Source organism: Humitalea rosea (assembly GCF_003253705.1).
Classification (GTDB): domain Bacteria; phylum Pseudomonadota; class Alphaproteobacteria; order Acetobacterales; family Acetobacteraceae; genus Humitalea; species Humitalea rosea.
Genome location: NZ_QKYU01000012.1, coordinates 1 through 17,731 on the forward strand (window position 1 = coordinate 1; position 17,731 = coordinate 17,731).

A 17,731-nucleotide genomic window follows, 5' to 3' on the forward strand; every position below is an offset into this window, starting at 1 on the left:
AAACACCTGCTGCGCAAGGCCGCCGCGCGCACCAGCGACGCCGTCTGCGCTACCATCGGCACTCTCCTCGACACCTACACACCCGCGGAATGCACCAACTATTTCACCCATTCAGGATACAATCGAACCTAAACGCATCCCGCTCTAGCCTATGCCGGTGCCACGACGGGGGGTCTGGGGCCTCAGGCCCCAGCGGGGTGCCAAAAAGCGCCTGGGGGCGGCGCCCCTGGCCTTTTTCACCCCCAGTTGCGCGCCGAGAAATCCATCCCGAACGACTTGGACGCCCGCCAGGGCAATTCCTTGCGCTTGCCCGTGAAGTTCGCGGTCTGGAACAGCACCGTATAGGCGGGGTCTTCCCGTTCGGTCAGCGTCAGCAGCCGGCGGAAGGTGGCGCGGCGGCGCTCCAGGTCGGTTTCGACCTGCATCGCGTCCAGCAGCTTGGGCGCCTCGTCATTCTGCCATTGCCCGCTGGCCCAGGTCTGCCCGCCGGGGCCATAGACCGACATCGGCGCCACCGGATCGTTGAAGGTCGCGGTATTGGAATTGTCGCAGAGCCCGCGCCCGGGGAAGCGCCCGAGGATCTGGCCCCAGTTCTCCTTCATCTCGATCTGCACATTCAGCCCGGCCTGGCGCCAGCCTTCCAGCAGGATCTGCGACGATGCCACCTGCGCGGTGTAGTAGTTGTTCAGCAGTTGGTAGGGGATCGCCTCGCCGCGGTAATTGGCTTCGGCCAGCAGCCGGCGGGCTTCGGCGACATCGAAGCGCGGCGCCTCCCAGTCGCCTAGGTACATGTCGCCATAGACCTCCCATTGCAGCCCCTTCGGCACCTGGGTGCGGCCGCCCCAGAGACTGTCCACGATCGACTGGCGGTCGATGGAATGGGACATGGCGCGGCGCACCAGCGGGTTGGCGAGGACGGGATGGGTCTTGTCCCAGACGATCAGCCGGTTGTTGTTGATCGGCCCGCCGACGACCTCATGGCGGGGGCTGCGTTCGATGCCCTGGATCTGGTCCGGCGGCAGGTCGCAGATGAAGTCCCAGTCGCCCGCCAGCAGCCCGGCGACGCGGGCGGCGACATCCGGCACCTCGACGAAGCGGATGCGGCGCAGCGGCGGGCGGCCGCCCCAGTATTGGTCATGGGCTTCCAGCACCAGATCCTGGCCGGGGCGGAAGGACACCACGCGATAGGGCCCGGTCCCGACCGGCTTGCGCGCCCAGTCGAGCCAGCTCTCCGCCTGGGCGAAGGCCGCGCGGGAGAAGATGGCGCCGGTGGTGCGGGTCAGCCGGCCTTCCAGCGTGACATCGGGGACGGCGTTGACGAAGCGGACGGTGTGGCGGTCCACCACCTCCATGCGCTCGAAATTCGGGTAATGGGCGCGGCTGATGGCCACGGCCTCGGGCGGCGGGGTCTTGCCGCCGGAGCCCGCGGTGGTGGAGACGAAAAGCCCGCGATTGTCGGTCGGCAGCCCAGTCCACATGCGCTCCTTGCCGAAGGTGAAGGCGACGTCTTCCGCCTCCATGGTGCGGCCGTCGTGCATCACGACAGTCTCGCGCAACGTCAGCTCCAGGGTCTTGGCATCGATGCGGCGCCAGGCGGTGGCGAGGACGGGTTCGGCCCGCTGCGTGTCCAGCCAGTCGATCCCGATCAATGGCTCGGAGAAGACCGGCATGATGCGGAAACCAACGTTGGATTGCTCGCGCATCGGCTCCAGCGTGCCGGAGATGCTGACGATCTGCACCGCGACGGTGATGCTGGGCCTGGTATCGGGCGCGGCATTCTGGGCGATGGCGAAGTGCGGCAGCGCCGCCGCGCCCGCGGTGCCGAGGAGAAGATTGCGTCGAAGCATGCAGGCAAACCCCATCGAGAATACGGGGCCTCTTCTGGAACCTGCATGTGTGGTGCGGATGACGGGGGCGTGACGAATCCCTTTCAATGCCCCCGCCTTCCCAAGGGCGGCATGAGGTGCGAGGTCTTGCGCTGCCCCCCAGAGGAGTCTCCGGCATGACCGCATCCGCCCCCGAAGCCGCCATCACCGCCTGGCTCGCCACGCAACAGGAGGCGATGCTCGCGCTGTTGGAGCGCATGGTGAACACCGATGGCGGCTCCTACGACAAGGCCGGCGTCGATGCGGTCGGCGCCATCGTGCAGGGCTTCTGCGCCGAGCACGGCATTCCGGTCGAGACGGTGCCCGGCACGCTCTATGGCGACTGCCTGCGCGCCACCGTTGCCGGCGGGCATGCGCTGGCCGCCGGCAACCAGCAGCGGAACATCGTGATGATGGGCCATCGCGACACCGTCTTCCCCAAGGGCGAGCCCAGCCGCCGCCCCTTCGCCATCGCCGATGGCATGGCGAGCGGCCCCGGCGTCTGCGACATGAAGGCGGGGCTGGTGATGAACCTCTTCGTCCTCGCCGCCTTCCAGAAATTCGGCGGCGCCCCCGGCCCGCTGGTGGGGCTGTTCACCGGCGATGAGGAGATCGGCTCGCCCGAGGGCCGCGCGGTGATCGAGGCCGAGGCCTGCGGCGCCCGCGTCGTCTTCAACAGCGAGCCCGGGCGGCCGACCGGGGCGGTGGTGACGGGGCGCAAGGGTGGCGTCTTCATGATCATGGACATCGAGGGCCGCGCCGCCCATTCGGGGGGCAACTTCGAGGCCGGCATCAGCGCCATCGGCGAACTGGCCCAAAAAATCATCGCGATCCATGCGCTGACCGATCTCAAGCGGGGCATCACGCTGAACGTCGGGCTGGTGTCCGGGGGGCAGAGCGTGAACACGGTGGCGCCCTCGGCCCAGGGCCAGATCGACCTGCGTTACATCCACCCCGAGGACCGGGCGGAGATCGTCGGCAAGATCGAGGCGATCGTCGCCCAATCCTTCGTCCCCGGCACCAGGGCAAAGCTCGCCATCCGCGGCGAATTCCTGCCGCTGACCCAGAGTCCGGCCGCCGCGAAGCTGTTCGAAATCTACAAGACGGCGGCAAGCGAGAGCGGCTTCACCCCCACCGGCGAGTTTTCCGGCGGCTGCGCCGACAGCGGCTTCACCGCCGCCCAAGGGGCGCCGACGATCTGCGCGGTCGGCCCGGTCGGCGGCAAGGCGCATAGCCCGGACGAGTTCCTGGTGGTGGCCAGCTTCGTCCCCCGCGCCCAGGCCGCGGCGCGGGCGATCTTCCGCCTCGACTCGGCGGGGCTGTAGCCGGATGCGCCGGGTCGCGGCTATGGTGCCCGGCCGCGACCGGAACATCTTATGAACACGGACCATCCATGAGCGACCTTTTTGCCCGCCAGGCCACCGCCGAGGCTGCCTATTCCGCCAAGGACATCGAGGTCCTGGAAGGGCTGGAACCCGTCCGCCGCCGCCCTGGCATGTACATCGGCGGCGTGGATGAGAATGCGCTCCATCACCTCGCCGCCGAGATCATCGACAATGCGATGGATGAGGCCGTCGCCGGCCACGCCAGCCGCATCGAGGTGACCTTGGAGGCGAACAACTGGCTCACCGTCCGCGACAATGGCCGCGGCATCCCGACCGACCCGCACCCGAAATTCCCCAAGCAGTCGGCGCTGGAGGTGATCCTCACCACGCTGCATTCGGGCGGCAAATTCTCGGGCAAGGCCTATGCGACCTCGGGCGGGTTGCATGGCGTGGGGTCGAGCGTGGTGAACGCGCTGTCGGAGCGGATGGAGGTGGAGGTTGCTCGCGAGCGCACCCTCTTCACGATGGTGTTCGCCCGCGGCAAGCCGGTGGGCGCGCTGGTCAATGCCGGGCCGGTGCAGAACCGCCGCGGCACCACCATCCGGTTCCGGCCCGACGAGCAGATCTTCGGGACGCAGCAGTTCAAGCCGGCGCGGCTGTTCCGCTTCTGCCGCTCCAAGGCCTATCTATATAAGGGTGTGACCATCCGCTGGGCCTGCGCCGAGCCGGATGCCGAAACCCCCGCCCAGGCCGATCTGCATTTCCCCGGCGGGCTGTCGGATTATCTGGCCGGGGCGGTCGAAGGCCGCCGCGCCGTGGTGCCGGCCCCCTGGGCGGGCGAGGCCAATTTCTCCGACGGCCAGGGCCGGGCCGAATGGGCGATGACCTGGCTGGACCAGGGCGAGGGGTTCCTGTCCCTCTACGCCAACACCATCCCGACGCCGCAGGGCGGCACGCATGAGGCGGGGCTGCGCGCGGCGTTGGTGAAGGGCCTGCGCGCCTATGGCGAGCTGAAGAAAGACAAGCGCGCCGCCACCATCACCGCCGAGGATGTGTTCGGCGGCCTCGCGGGGATGCTCTCGGTCTTCCTGCGCGACCCGCAGTTCCAGGGGCAGACCAAGGACAAGCTGACCAATGCGGATGCCACCCGCCAGGTGGAATCAGCACTTCGCGACCGCTTCGACCATTGGCTGACCGGCGATCCGGCCTCGGCCGACAATCTCCTGGCCTATGCGATCGAGCGCGCCGAGGACCGCATCCGCCGTCGCGAGCAGAAGGAAACCCCGCGCAAGACCGCGACGCGCAAACTGCGGCTGCCGGGCAAGCTCGCGGATTGCGCCAAGGAGGGGATCGAGGGCACCGAGCTGTTCCTGGTCGAGGGCGACAGCGCCGGCGGCAGCGCCAAGCAGGCGCGCGACCGCGAGACCCAGGCCGTGCTGCCGCTGCGGGGCAAGATCCTGAACGTTGCTTCGGCGACGGTCGAGAAGCTGCGGCAGAACCAGGAGCTGAAGGATCTGATCGAGGCACTGGGCTGCGGGGTCGGCGATCGCTTCGACATCGCCCGGCTGCGGTACGGGCGCGTGGTGATCATGACCGACGCCGATGTGGATGGGGCGCATATCGCCGCTTTGCTGATGACCTTCTTCTACCGGGAGTTGCCGGAGCTGGTGAAGCAGGGCCGGGTGTTCCTGGCGCAGCCGCCGCTCTACCGGCTGCAGTCGGGTGGCAAGTCGGTCTATGCGATGAATGACGCGGATCGGGAACGGCTGATGAAATCGGCCTTCAAACCGAGCCAGAAGGTGGAGGTGAGCCGGTTCAAGGGCCTCGGCGAGATGCCGGCTGCCACGCTCAAGGAAACCACCATGGACCGCGCCCGCCGCAGCCTGTTGCAGGTGGTGTTGCCGCCGGAGGACCGCGCCCGGACCAATGAGCTGGTGGAATCCCTGATGGGCCGCAAGCCGGAGCTGCGCTTCCGCTTCATTCAGGAGAATGCCGCGAGCATGGATGCCGAGGCGGTGGACGCCTAAAATACAACTGTAATGCTAGCGGTCCGCCAGCAGCGTCTGCCCGGCCGGGGTGACCAGGACGCGGCCGCCGGCGTCGATCCGCACCAGCCCGGGAACCAGCGCATCTTCCCAGATCGTCAGCCTGGGGCAGGAGCTGCGCCAGCCCTCCATCACCGCGTCATAGTCGCGCGGGGCGGCGGCGAGCCAGCCGAGGAACTGGCGGGTCAGGTGATCGGCAGCGGTGGACGCGGACATGATCGGCCTCCGGGTCGGGGCGCCAATTTTGCCCCTGGCATCGGCACGCGCCAAGAACGAAGTGTAGCCGACTGTTCCACCCTCAGCCGAATCGGGCAGCCATGCCGTCCCAGACCTTCCTTGCCGTGTTGCAGGCCGCCAGCTTCGCGGCCCGCGTCCATACCACGCATCGCCGCAAGGGCACGGCGGCCGAGCCCTATGTGAACCATGTGCTGGAGGTGGCGCAGATCCTGGCCGAACATGGCGCGCCGGAGGAGGCGATCATCGCGGCACTGCTGCACGACACGGTCGAGGACAGCGACGCGGACCCCGATCCGATCACCCATGAGCGCCTGGTCGCGGAATTCGGCCCGACCGTGGCCGAGCTGGTGGCCGAGGTCACGGACGACAAATCCCTGCCCAAGGAGGCCCGCAAGGCGCTGCAGATCCGCCATGCCCCCAAGGCGTCGGACCCGGCGAAGATGCTGAAGCTGGCCGACAAGATCTCCAACCTGCGGGCCGTCACCGCCCATCCCCCGGCCGGGTGGCCGCATGGGCGGCTGGTGGAATACGTCGGCTGGGCCGGGCGCGTCGCCGAGGGGCTGCGCGGCGTCAACCCGGGGCTGGAGGCGCTGTTCGATGCGACCTACCGGCAGGCGCTGGTCTCACTTGCCGAGGCAAGCCGCCCCGGCTGAGAGGTTTGACCATCGGCGTCCGCTGCGGCTGGACAAAGCTCGTGCCGTTCGAGGCGCGAGGCTGAAATCTACCGCCGCACCAGCCCCCAGATCCGCGGCCCAACCAGCGCCAGCACCGCGATGGCAAGCAGCGTCGCGGAGGCAGGACGGGTGAGGAAGGTCGTCCAGTCGCCCTGGCTGATGACCAACGCCTGCCGCATCGCCTGTTCCGCCATCGGCCCCAGGATCATGCCGATCACCACCGGCGCGGTCGGGAAGTCGAATCGTCGCATGAACATCGCGATGATGCCGATGCCGTAGAGCAGCACAAGGTCGGTGACGCTGTTGCTGATGCCATAGGTGCCGATGGTCGCGAAGACGAGGATGCCGGCGTAAAGCTGCGGCGTCGGCACCTTCAGGATCTGCACCCAGAGCCCGACCAGCGGCAGGTTCAGCACCACCAGCATGACATTGGCGATGAACAGGCTGGCGATCAGCGTCCAGACCAGATCCGCCTGCTGCACGAACAGCATCGGCCCCGGCTGGATGCCATAGGATTGGAAGGCGCTCAGCATGATCGCCGCGGTCGCCGAGGTCGGCAGGCCGAGCGTCAGCATCGGCACCAGCACGCCGGCGGCGGCGGCATTGTTCGCGGCCTCCGGCCCCGCCACGCCCTCGATCGCGCCGGTGGTGCCGAATTCATGCGCGAACTCCGGCTTCACCAGCTTCCGCTCGGCGTAATAGGACAGCATGGTCGGCATCTCGGTGCCGCCCGCCGGCAGCACGCCGAAGGGAAAGCCGAGGCCCGCGCCGCGCATCCAGGGCCAGAAGCTGCGTTTCCAATCGGCCTTGGACAGCATGATGCTGCCGACCGGCTGGATCACCTGCTCGCCCACGACATGGCGCCAGGCGAGGTAGAGCGTCTCGCCCACCGCGAAGAGCCCGACCGCGACCAGCACGACATTCACCCCGTCCAGCACCTCGGTCACGCCGAAGGTCAGGCGCGGCTGGCCGGATTGCAGGTCGATGCCCACCAGCCCCAGCATCAGCCCGAAGGCCAGCGAGGTCAGCCCCCGCAGCGCCGAGCCGCCCAGCACCGCCGAGACGGTCACGAAGCACAGCACCATCAGACAGAAGTATTCGGCCGGCCCCAGCCGCAGCGCGTATTCGACGATGACCGGCCCGAGGAAGGTGATCCCCAAGGTGCCGATGGTGCCCGCGAAGAAGGAGCCGATGGCGGCGGTCGCCAGCGCCGGCCCGGCGCGGCCGCTCTTGGCCATCTTGGCGCCTTCGAGCGAGGTGATGATGGAGCCCGACTCGCCCGGCGTGTTCAGCAGGATCGAGGTGGTGCTGCCGCCATACATCGCGCCGTAGAACACGCCGCAGAACAGGATGAAGGCGCCGGTCGCACTCACCTGGTAGGTGATCGGCAACAGCAGCGCGATGGTCAGCGCCGGCCCGATCCCCGGCAGCACGCCGATCGCGGTGCCGAGGAAACAGCCCAGGATCGCCCAGCCGAGATTGGCGAAGCTCAATGCATGGGCGAAGCCGCCCATCAGATTGTTGAAGCTGTCCATGGCGCTACAGCACCCCTTCGAGGATGCCGGCGCCGATGTTCACCCCCAGCAGCCGGTCGAACATCATGAAGGCGGCGATGCAGACCGCGGCCCCGATCAACAGATCCCGCAGCGGCCGACGGCTGCCGAAGGCGGCGGCGACCAGCACGAACTGCGCCGTCGCCGCGATGACGAAGCCGAGCCATTCGATCAGCGCCAGATTGGCGAGCAGCCCGGCGAAGAGCAGCCCCAGCGCCCGCCAATTGGTCGGCGCCGGGTTCTGCATGTCCTCAAGCGTATGGCTCCAGCCGCCGCGCAGTGCCGCGAGGCAGAGACCCACCCCCAACGCGAGCATCAGCACCGCGACGAGGTAGGGCACGAAGCTCGGCCCGACCTGCCCGTAGAGCGGGGAGGCCGGCACCACCATCGCCTGCCACATCGCCAGGATGCCGAGACCGAGCACAAACACCGCCGCGCCCAGATCGGCGCGGGCGGATGGGCGCAAGGTCACGTGACGAGCCCGACCTCGCGCAGCACGGCCAGGGTATCGGTCTCGTCCTTGCGCAGGAAGTCGGCGAAGGCCTCGTCCTTGAGGAAGGCATCGTCCCAGCCGCGGGTGGTCATGATGTCCTGCCACTGCGGCGAGGCATGCAGCGTGGTCAAATAATCGACCAGCGCCGCCCGCTGCGCGGGGTTGATGCCGGGCGCGCCGAACACGCCGCGCCAATTGCCGATGACGACGTCGATGCCGCTTTCCTTCAAGGTCGGCACGCCATCCAGGCTGCGGGTGTCGCCGGTGGTCGCCAGGGCGCGCAGGCGGCCGGCCTTCACCTGTTCGGAGAATTCGGACACGCCGGAGATGCCGGCCTTGACCTGGGCGCCAAGCAGCGCCGCCTGGGCCGGCCCGCCGCCCGCGAAGGCGACGTAGGAGGCATCCCGCGCCGAACGCCCGACCGTCTTCAACATCAGCCCGAGGGTGATGTGGTCGATGCCGCCGGCGCTGCCGCCGCAGGTCGCGACCGCGCCGGGGTTGGCGCGATAGGCCGCCATCAGCCCGGCGATGTCACGGAACTCGGAGGAGGCGGGCACCACGATGATGCCCGGCTCCGTCGTCATCCGGGCGAGCGGGGTCACATCCTTCAACCCGACCGGGGCGCGGTTGGCGAGCACGGCGCCGACCATCACGGCGCCGCCAATGAACAGCGCATCCGCCCGCCCGCGCTTCTGGCTGACGAAGCGCGGCAGGCCGACGGTGCCGCCGGCGCCGCCGACATTCTCGAACTGGAAGGTGCCGACCAGCCCGGCGGCGCGGGAAGCCTGCTCCATGGCACGGCCGAGGCCGTCCCAACCGCCGCCGGGACCGGCGGGCACGAAGACGCTGAGGCTGGGGAACAGCTCGGCAGCCGTGGCGGGGCGGCCAAGGGCGATTGCCGCGGGGGCGGCGAGGGAGGCGGCAAGCAGCGTGCGACGGCGCATCATGGGGGCTGAACCTTATCCTCGGGAGCGGCACAACCAGCCGCATTGTTGTCAGGATATGCGCCGCTCCGGCCGCGCCGCAAAGCCCCTCGCATCGCGTCTTGCACGGCGCTTTGCCTTGCCGCACATGCTGCGCCCGCACACTGGATTTCCGCACCATGTCCCACCCCGCCCGACGCCTGCCGCCGTGGCTTTTCCTGGCCGTGGCGCTGCTCCTGCCTGCCCTGGCCCTGGCCCAGCCAGCCAGCCGCGCCGTGGGGGAGCGGGAGGCGGTGATCGCCAATGAAACCGGGCTTGGGATACGCGAACTCTACGTGCGGCCGGCGAATGGGGCCGACCCCGGGCCGGAGCGGCTGAGCAACGAGGTGGTGCTTCCCGGCACCAGCTTCCGCGCCCGGCTTGGGCGCCAGGCCAATTGCAGCTTCGATATCCGTGCCGTGTTCATGGACAACAGCGTGGTCGAGCGCCGCGCGGTCGATCTCTGCCGCAATTCCCGCGTCATCTATGGCGACCCGAGCGCGCCGCTGCGCGAGGCGATGATCACGAACTTCACCGACCTCTCGATCCAGTACCTTTACGCCGCCCCGCCCGGTGCGGCCGACCGTGGCCCCGACCGGCTGGGCAATGAGGTGATCGGCGCCGGTGACAGCTTCCGCATGCGGCTTGGCCGCCGGCGCGACTGCATCTTCGACATGGTCGCGGTCTTCGAGGATGAGACCGAGGAGCAGCGCGACCGGCAGGACCTCTGCCGCAGCCAGCGCGTCAGCTTCGGCGACCCGAGCGTGCCGCTGCGCGAGGTGACCATCAGCAACGAGGGGCAGGCGGCGATCCAGCGCCTCTTCGCTTCGCCGCCGGAAGCCGGGCAGCCCGGCCCCGACCGGCTGGTCGAGGGCGAGTTGGCACCCGGCGACTCCTACCGCATCCGCATCCGCGGCCGCGCCTGCGTGGTGGATATCCGCGCCGAATACGATGGCTATGACGCCGAGACCCAGACCGCCGTCGACATCTGCGCGATCAGCCGCGTCGCCTTCGACGGCAGCCTGCGGCCGCGCCGGGAGGCGCGGCCGATCACCCTGGTCAACCGCCATGGCGCGACGGTGCGGGAGGCCTATGTCTCGCTGACCGCCGCCGAGGACTGGGGCGAGGACCGCTTGGGCGAAACCGTGCTGGAACGGGGCCGGCGCCTGCCCTTCACCATCGCCGCGGACTGCCAGGTCGATATCCGCGTCGTCTTCGCCAATGGCGCCGCCGAGGAGCGGCGCGAGGTGGATATCTGCACCAACCCCGTGGTGGTGCTTCGCCCGGGCTGGACGGTCGCCGAGACGCTGGATGCCGATGTGGCCGAACCCGCCACCGCGCCCCCTGCCCCGCTGCCGCCGCCCACCCCCGGCAGCATCCGCATCCGGAACCAAAGCAGCGTGCCGATGGTGCAGCTGTTCACCGATGCCCCCGGCACCCCGCGCGGGCCGGACCGGCTGGGCGCCACCGTCCTCGGCGCCGGCGAGACGCTGGACTTCCACCCTCCTGAGGGTGTCGGTTGCCTCGCGGACCTGTTCGCGGTCTTCCGCGATGGGCAGGAGGTGGCGCGCCCCGCGCTCGACCTCTGCGCCGGCCAGGAGGTGAGCCTGCCATGATCCGAGCCCTTGTCGCGGCGATGCTGGTCTCCGTCCCAGCACTGGCCCAGGGCACGCCCGAGGCGCTGCGCGGCTCCTGGTTCGGCCCGGACTGCGCCGCCCCGCGCAGCATGCTGCACATCACCGCCCGGGCTGCGGCGACGCTGCCACTGGAGGGGGCGGCGGCGCTGCTGCGCTTCATCGCCATCGACGAGGCGGGCGGCTGGACCATCGGCAGCGGTGAGGGCGCGACACCCCCCCGCCTCGCGCTGCGGCCGGCGGGCGAGGGGCTCGAGACCGTCGAGCCCAGCCGCAAGACCCGTGACGACCGCCTGCCGGGCGGTGCGCCGGTGACGATTTGGCACCGCTGCCCCACGCCGCCCGGCAGCTTCGCGATCCTGCATGGCGAGGGTCTGGCCTTCATGGGCACGCTGGAGCGGATCGAGGCGGGCTGCGGCGGCCCGGCTGAGCCCTGCCTCGCCGCCCTGCTCGCGGCCGGGGACCTGACCGGCGACGGGCTTTTGAGCTCGGCCGAGGTCGCGCGACTGCTGCGTGGTGCGGCCTGGGTGGTGGCGGCCCAGGGCGGCGCCGATACCCAGACCCTGGCGATGACCAATGGCGCCGCCGGCCTCGGCGGATTGCTGGCGGCGCGGCTGCTGGTGGAGAGCCTGGATTACGACGGCGACGGCCGGATCTCGGCCGCCGAGCTGCGGCAGGACCGCGCGCCCCTGCCGAGCGGCGCGGGCGATGCCGCGGGCCGCCCCATCCCCACCGAGGGGATGACCGAGGGCGCGGGGCTGCTGCTGCGCGGCGTGATGGAGGGGGTGGTCTCGCGCTGATGGTGCGGCTGGTCCTGGTCGGCGCCGGCGGTCATGCGCGGGTGGTGCTGGAGTTGCTGCGCGCCGCGGGGTGGTTCGAGGTCGTGGGCGTCATCGATGCCCGGCCCGATGCCGCCCCCATCGGCGGCCTGCCGATCCTGGGCGGCGAGGAGGTGCTGCCGCGTCTGCGGGCCGAGGGCATCGCCCAGGCGCTGATCGCCATCGGCGACAATGTGGCGCGGGACCGGCTGGGCACGCGGCTCGCGGCCCTGGGCTTCTCGTTTCCGGTCGCGGTGCATCCCGCGGCGCTGGTCGCGCCCAGCGCCCGGCTGGGGGCGGGGGTGGTCGTCATGGCGCGGGCGGTGGTCGGCACCGATGCGACGGTCGAGGACCTGGCCATCATCAATACCGGCGCGATCCTGGAGCATGACGGGCGCGTGGGCCGCGCCGCGCATCTGGCCCCCGGATCGATCCTGGCCGGCGGCGTGCGCATCGGGGCGCGGACCCTGGTCGGCGTGGGCGCGGCACTCTGCCCCGGGGTTGCGATCGGCGCCGATGCGGTGGTGGGCGCCGGGGCGGCGGTGGTCGCGGATGTGCCGCAGGGCGCCCGGGTCGGGGGCGTGCCGGCGCGGCGGATCAGTTGACGGCGACAATCCGCCAGGCGGTGTCCCGCCCGCTGCGTCCGGTAAGGGTCAGGATTTCGCCCGGGCGCCAGCGGCCGTCGTAGCGGATGAGGGCGGCGAGCGGCGCGTCATCCGCCCCGGCCCCATCTTCATCCTGGAAGTGGATGCGCCAGCCGGACTCTTCATCGTATTGCACATCGCCCACCTCCACCGGATCGCCGGGGCGGTAGCGGCGCGCGGGCCAGGGGGTGGGGTCGGCGGCCCAGGCGGCGGGGTCCGGCCGGCCGTCGCGGTCCAGCGCCAGATCAAGCTCGAACCGGTGATCCGGGCTTCCCTGCGGATGCTGCGGCCCGGAGGCCAGGACCAAGGTGACGGTCGGCAAGGCGGCAACTCCTTCATCCAGCGCGCGGCCGTCGAACCTTCAGATGGCGACGCGCACGCCGAGCTCCACCACGCGATCGGACGGTATCCGGAAGAACTCGGTGGCGGGCACGGCGTTGCGGCTGAGCACCGAGAAAACCCATTGGCGCCACCGCGGCATCTTCGGCACCACCGCCGCCACCAAGGTTTCGCGGCCGAGGAAGTAGGACGCCTGCATGGCCTCGAAATCCACACCTTCCTCGCGCAGCGTCTCCAGTTCGCGCGGAATATTGGGGCTTTCCTGGAAGCCATAGTGCAGCATGACGCGATGGATGCCGGGGGCAAGCTCGGCCACCTCGCGCCGGACCACCGCCTCGGGCACGTCCTCGTTGATGACGGTGACGAAGAGCACCCGCTCGTGCAGCACCTTGTTGTGCTTGAGGTTGTGCAGCAGCGCATTCGGCACGTAATCGGCCTGCCCCGTCATGAAGACCGCGATGCCGGGCACCCGTATGATGGATTTGGACTGCGGCAGACGCGCGAGGAAGGATTTCAGCGGCAGGCTGTCCTGGCGGAAGCGGGCGAACAGCAGATCCCGCCCGCGCTTCCATGTCGTCATCATCGTGAACAGCAGCGCGCCGAGGACCAAGGGCACCCAGCCGCCATCGGGGATCTTCAGCACGTTGGAGATGAAGAAGGCCGCATCCAGCGCGCACAGCGGCACGAACACCGCAAGAACCAGCGGCCAGGACCAGCCGAAGGTGCGGCGGAACACCAGCGTCGCCAGGATTGAGGTGCAGATGAAGGTGCCGGTCACCGCGATGCCATAGGCGGCGGCCAGGTTGTCGCTGGTGCGGAAGGCGCCGACCAGGACCAGCACGCCGACCAGCAGGGCGAAATTGATCTGCGGCAGATAGATCTGACCTTCCTCGGTCTCGCTGGTGTGGCGCACCTCCAGCCGCGGCAGCCAGCCGAGCTGCACGCATTGCCGGGCGATGGAATAGGCGCCCGAGATCATCGCCTGGCTGGCGATGATGGTGGCGGCCGTCGCCAGGATCACCAGCGGCAGGCGAGCCCATTCCGGGGCGAGCAGGAAGAAGGGGTTTTCGATCGAGGCCGGATTGGACAGCAGCAGCGCCCCCTGGCCGAAGTAGTTCAGCGCGAGGCAGGGCAGCACGAAGGCAATCCAGGCGATGCGGATCGGCCGGGCGCCGAAATGGCCCATGTCGGCGTAGAGCGCCTCCGCCCCCGTCACCGCCAGCACCACCGAGCCCAAAGCGATGAAGGCCGCGAATTTGTAGGTGATGCAGAACTGCACCGCGAAATGCGGCGAGAGCGCGCCCAGGATTTCCGGCGCCTGGGCAATCTCGATCAGCCCGAGCAGCCCGATGACCGAGAACCACACCGCGCAGACCGGCCCGAACACCACGCCCATGCTGTGGGTGCCGCGGTACTGGACGAAGAACAGGATGAGCAGCACCACGACCGAGATCGGCAGCACCACCTCCTCGAAGCCGGGGGAGATGATCTTCAGCCCCTCGACCGCCGAAAGCACCGAGATCGCCGGGGTGATCACCCCATCGCCGAAGAACAGGCAGGCGCCGGCGACGCCGATCGCGCCCACCGCGAAGCGGCCATTGGCGGTGGTCATGGTCCGCTGGGCCAGCGCCGTCAGGGCCAGGATACCGCCCTCGCCCCTGTTGTCGGCGCGCATGACGAAGAGGACGTATTTGACCGTGACCACCAGGATCAGCGACCAGAAGATCAGGCTGAGCAGCCCCAGGATCTCCCAGCGCTCAAGCCCGTTGTCGCTGAAATGCAGGGCCGCCGCCCGCATCGCATAGAGCGGGCTGGTGCCGATGTCGCCATAGACCACCCCCAGGACGCCCAGAAGAACAGCGCGATTGAGCGGACGCGGGGCCTGCGTTTGGGTCATTCCAGAGTCTCAGAGGGTTGGGGGCGCATCCTGCGGCGGCAGCCATAGGCCGAGCCCGGCCAAGGGCGCAAGCGCGTGGGCTCCCGGCCCCTCAATGCCCCCGTAGGATCTGGCTGAGGAAGAGGCGCAGGCGGTCGGTCTTGGGCGTCTCGAACATCTCGGTGGGGGTCCCCGATTCCACGATCTCGCCGCGGTCCATGAACACCACGCGGTCAGCGACCTGGCGGGCGAAGCCCATCTCATGCGTCACGCAGACCATGGTCATGCCGCTGTCGGCCAGGCCCACCATGGTGTCCAGGACCTCCTTGATCATCTCGGGGTCGAGCGCGCTGGTCGGCTCGTCGAACAGCATGATCTTGGGCTGCATGCAGAGCGCGCGGGCGATGGCCACGCGCTGCTGCTGGCCGCCGGAAAGCTGGCCCGGGTATTTCTTCGCCTGCTCGGGGATCTTCACCCGTTCGAGGTAGGACATCGCCAGCGCCTCGGCCTCGGCCTTCGGCGTCTTGCGGACCCAGATCGGCGCGAGGGTGCAGTTCTCGAGGATCGTCAGATGCGGGAACAGGTTGAAGGACTGGAAGACCATGCCGACCTCGCGCCGGATCGCATCCAGGCTGCGCAGATCGTCGGTCAGCTCATTCCCTTCGACGATGATGCGGCCTTCCTGGTGCTGTTCCAGCCGGTTGATGCAGCGGATCAACGTGGATTTGCCCGAGCCGGAGGGGCCGCAGATGACGACCCGCTCACCGTTCCCGACGTTGAGCGTCACGTCGCGCAGCACATGCAGGCTGCCGAACCACTTGTTGACCTTGTCCATGACAATGGCCGGCGGGGCGTCGGGGCGGGCGAGGGAGGCGAGATGGGCCTCGGCTGTGGCGCTCATGAATGGATCTCCGGGGTCAACGACGGCGGTTGTTCAGCGTGGCCTCGAGGCTTTGGCTGTATCTCGACATGGCAAAGCAGAAGCAGAAGTAGATCAGGGCGATGAAGATGTAGACCTCGACGCCGAAACCCTGCCACGCGGGCTCGACGATCGCCGTCTTGCCGGCGGTCAGCAGGTCGAAGATGCCGATGATCAGCACCAGCGACGTGTCCTTGAAGAAGCCGATGAAGGTGTTGACCAGGGGCGGGATCACCGTCCGCAGCGCCTGCGGCAGCACGATCAGCCCGGTCTTCTGCCAATAGGACAGGCCCATGGCATCGGCGGCCTCGTATTGCCCCTTGGGCAGCGCCTGCAACCCGGCGCGAACGACCTCGGCCAGATAGGCGGCGGCGAAGAGGATGATCGCGACCTGCGCGCGCAGCAGCTTGTCGATGTTCATGCCGTCCGGCAGGAACAGCGGAAACATGACGCTGGCCATGAACAGCAGGCTGATCAGCGGCACGCCGCGGATCAGCTCGACATAGACGATGCAGATCATCTTGATCGCCGGCATCTTCGACCGCCGGCCGAGCGCCACCAGGATCGACAGCGGAAAGGCGAAGGCGATGCCGAAGGTCGAGAGGATCAGCGTGATCGGCAGCCCACCCCAGCGTTCCTGCGGCACGAAGCTCATGCTGAGGACGCCGCCCCACATCAGCACCCCGATCACGGCCAGGGTCACGATCCAGATCAGGCCAAGCTCCGCCCGCCAGAACCGGCGCATGGCGCTGACGATGTAGAGGCCGATGAACAGCAGGCAGACCAGCAGCGGCCGCCACTGCTCCTCATACGGGTAGGTGCCGAAGAGGATGAAGCGGTGCTTCTCGGTGATCACCGCCCAGCAGGCGCCGACCCCCTTGAGGTCCCGGCAGGCCTGGGTCTGGTTGTTCGGCACCGACCAGATCGCGTTGACGAAGGCCCAGTCGATGAAGCCGAGCGCCCAGGTGATGATGAAATAGGCGAGCAGCAAAGTGACGGCGGTCGAGGCCCAGCCTGAGAACAGGTTGGCGCGCGCCCAGGCCCAGGGCCCGGTGGTGCTGATCGGGGCGCGGCGCGATGCCGTGGGGGTCGGCACGGGGCCGGCGGTGATGTCGCTCATCGCCTTACCTTTCCACCAGCGTGATGCGTGCGTTGTACCAGTTCATGAACAGGCTGATCGACAGGCTGATCGTCAGGTACACGCCCATGATGATCGCGATGCCCTCGATCGCCTGCCCGGTCTGGTTCAGCGTCGTGTTCGCGATGCTGACGATGTCCTGGTAGCCGATGGCGACGGCCAGCGAGGAGTTCTTCGTCAGGTTCAGGAACTGGCTCGTCATCGGCGGCACGATCACGCGCAGCGCCTGCGGCAGCACGATGCGGTTCAGCACCTGGCCGCGATGCAGGCCAAGCGCCTGTGCCGCCTCCCACTGCCCCTGGTGCACGGCGAGGATGCCGGCGCGCACGATCTCGGCGATGAAGCCGGCGGTATAGGTGACGAGCCCGATCAGCAGCGCGAAGTATTCCGGCGAGACATTCAGCCCGCCCGAGAAATTGAACCCGCGCAGGGCGGGGATGTCGGTGGTGAAGGGCGCGCCCAGCACCAGCCACACCGCGATCGGCAGGCCGAGCAGCAGGCCCAGGGCCCAGGGCCACAACGCCCGCGGCTGGCCATCGGCATATTGCTTCGCCCGCAATTGCTTCGCCACGAACCACAGCGCGACGCAGCCGATCACGAACGCACCGAAGGCGGCGGTATGCGCGCTCTCCCAGTGGAAGAAAGGCAGCTTGAGGCCGCGGTTCGAAAGGAACACGCCGGTCGCCGGATTGATCGCCTGGCGCGGCCCGGGCAGCGATTGCAGGATCGTGTACCAGAACAGCAGTTGCAGCAGCAGCGGCACGTCGCGGATCACTTCGACGTAGATCGTGGCGATGCGGCCGACCAGCCAGTTCTTGGACAGGCGCGCGATGCCGATCACGGTGCCGAAGATCGTGGCGAGCACGACGCCCACCACCGCGACATTCAGCGTGTTCAGCACGCCGACCGTGAGCGCGCGCAGATAGGTGTCCCGCGGGGTATAGGAGATCAGGCTTTCGCCGATCGGCAACCCTGCCTCGCGGCCGAGGAAGCCGAAGCCGGTCGCGATGCGACGGACTTCGAGGTTGTGCTGCGTATTGCGGACCAGCCACCAGATGACGAAGACGATCGCGCTGACGATCAGCACCTGCCACACGATGGCGCGGAACCGTTCATCCGCCCAGGAAAGCCGCAAACCTTTCTTCGGAGGGGCGCGAAGAAGGCGCGGATCGATTGTGCTGCTCATCGGACTGCCCTCACCGCTGAACT

At 68.8% G+C, this 17,731-nt stretch carries 16 protein-coding genes; 6 read left to right on the forward strand and 10 right to left on the reverse strand.

Going from position 1 to position 17,731, the window contains the following annotated elements; genetic code table 11:
• Positions 1 to 236: 236 nt before the first annotated feature.
• Positions 237 to 1,847, reverse strand: coding sequence for an ABC transporter substrate-binding protein (locus C8P66_RS11520; protein ID WP_111398549.1), 1,611 nt, complete (start codon positions 1,845 to 1,847; stop codon positions 237 to 239).
• Between the two features lie 155 nt (positions 1,848 to 2,002).
• Here C8P66_RS11520 and C8P66_RS11525 point away from each other — a divergent pair, with 155 nt between their 5' ends.
• Entirely contained in the window at positions 2,003 to 3,190 is a 1,188-nt protein-coding gene (locus C8P66_RS11525; RefSeq protein ID WP_111398418.1) for a M20 family metallopeptidase, read from the forward strand.
• Positions 3,191 to 3,258: 68 nt separating this feature from the next.
• Entirely contained in the window at positions 3,259 to 5,217 is a 1,959-nt protein-coding gene (gene parE, locus C8P66_RS11530; protein WP_111398419.1) for a DNA topoisomerase IV subunit B, read from the forward strand.
• Between the two features lie 15 nt (positions 5,218 to 5,232).
• Here parE and C8P66_RS11535 read toward each other — a convergent pair whose 3' ends face one another.
• Complete coding sequence (locus tag C8P66_RS11535; protein ID WP_111398420.1) at positions 5,233 to 5,451, reverse strand: hypothetical protein; 219 nt, start codon at positions 5,449 to 5,451, stop codon at positions 5,233 to 5,235.
• Positions 5,452 to 5,552: 101 nt separating this feature from the next.
• Here C8P66_RS11535 and C8P66_RS11540 point away from each other — a divergent pair, with 101 nt between their 5' ends.
• Positions 5,553 to 6,125 (forward strand): HD domain-containing protein, encoded by a 573-nt coding sequence (locus C8P66_RS11540; protein ID WP_111398421.1) that lies wholly within the window; start codon positions 5,553 to 5,555, stop codon positions 6,123 to 6,125.
• A 68-nt stretch (positions 6,126 to 6,193) separates the two neighbouring features.
• Here the strand turns inward: C8P66_RS11540 and C8P66_RS11545 are convergent, their stop codons facing one another.
• Genes C8P66_RS11545 through C8P66_RS11555 form a run of 3 tightly spaced genes read right to left on the reverse strand, consistent with a single transcriptional unit; the run spans position 6,194 to position 9,139 of the window.
• Complete coding sequence (locus C8P66_RS11545) at positions 6,194 to 7,681, reverse strand: tripartite tricarboxylate transporter permease (protein WP_111398422.1); 1,488 nt, start codon at positions 7,679 to 7,681, stop codon at positions 6,194 to 6,196.
• A 4-nt stretch (positions 7,682 to 7,685) separates the two neighbouring features.
• Positions 7,686 to 8,171 (reverse strand): tripartite tricarboxylate transporter TctB family protein, encoded by a 486-nt coding sequence (locus C8P66_RS11550; protein WP_245903446.1) that lies wholly within the window; start codon positions 8,169 to 8,171, stop codon positions 7,686 to 7,688.
• Entirely contained in the window at positions 8,168 to 9,139 is a 972-nt protein-coding gene (locus C8P66_RS11555) for a Bug family tripartite tricarboxylate transporter substrate binding protein (protein WP_245903448.1), read from the reverse strand. Before C8P66_RS11555 ends, C8P66_RS11550 begins: the two co-directional genes overlap by 4 nt.
• 155 nt (positions 9,140 to 9,294) lie before the next feature.
• On the opposite strand from C8P66_RS11555, the gene C8P66_RS11560 reads away from it, so the two are divergent.
• From C8P66_RS11560 to C8P66_RS11570, 3 genes are read left to right on the forward strand one after another with little or no spacing between them, the layout of a single operon-like run.
• Complete coding sequence (locus tag C8P66_RS11560) at positions 9,295 to 10,770, forward strand: hypothetical protein (protein WP_111398423.1); 1,476 nt, start codon at positions 9,295 to 9,297, stop codon at positions 10,768 to 10,770.
• A complete protein-coding gene (locus C8P66_RS11565) occupies positions 10,767 to 11,588 on the forward strand; it encodes an EF-hand domain-containing protein (RefSeq protein WP_111398424.1) in 822 nt (273 codons plus the stop codon). The genes C8P66_RS11560 and C8P66_RS11565 overlap by 4 nt, the downstream gene beginning before the upstream one ends.
• Complete coding sequence (locus C8P66_RS11570) at positions 11,588 to 12,211, forward strand: NeuD/PglB/VioB family sugar acetyltransferase (RefSeq protein WP_111398425.1); 624 nt, start codon at positions 11,588 to 11,590, stop codon at positions 12,209 to 12,211. The genes C8P66_RS11565 and C8P66_RS11570 overlap by 1 nt, the downstream gene beginning before the upstream one ends.
• On the opposite strand, the gene C8P66_RS11575 is transcribed toward C8P66_RS11570, so the two are convergent.
• The 5 genes from C8P66_RS11575 to C8P66_RS11595 form a co-directional block, all read right to left on the reverse strand.
• Positions 12,204 to 12,572 (reverse strand): hypothetical protein, encoded by a 369-nt coding sequence (locus tag C8P66_RS11575; protein ID WP_111398426.1) that lies wholly within the window; start codon positions 12,570 to 12,572, stop codon positions 12,204 to 12,206. The genes C8P66_RS11570 and C8P66_RS11575 overlap by 8 nt on opposite strands.
• A 39-nt stretch (positions 12,573 to 12,611) precedes the next feature.
• Complete coding sequence (locus C8P66_RS11580; protein ID WP_111398427.1) at positions 12,612 to 14,486, reverse strand: potassium transporter Kup; 1,875 nt, start codon at positions 14,484 to 14,486, stop codon at positions 12,612 to 12,614.
• Between the two features lie 91 nt (positions 14,487 to 14,577).
• The gene (locus tag C8P66_RS11585) at positions 14,578 to 15,366 is read right to left on the reverse strand and encodes an amino acid ABC transporter ATP-binding protein (RefSeq protein WP_111398428.1); all 789 of its coding nucleotides are present in this window, start codon (positions 15,364 to 15,366) and stop codon (positions 14,578 to 14,580) included.
• 16 nt (positions 15,367 to 15,382) lie between these two features.
• Positions 15,383 to 16,504, reverse strand: a complete 1,122-nt coding sequence (locus C8P66_RS11590) for an amino acid ABC transporter permease (protein ID WP_111398429.1) — start codon at positions 16,502 to 16,504, stop codon at positions 15,383 to 15,385.
• A 4-nt stretch (positions 16,505 to 16,508) separates the two neighbouring features.
• Positions 16,509 to 17,708: an amino acid ABC transporter permease gene (locus C8P66_RS11595; protein WP_111398430.1), complete on the reverse strand. Its 1,200-nt coding sequence runs from the start codon at positions 17,706 to 17,708 to the stop codon at positions 16,509 to 16,511.
• Between the last annotated feature and the right edge of the window lie 23 nt (positions 17,709 to 17,731).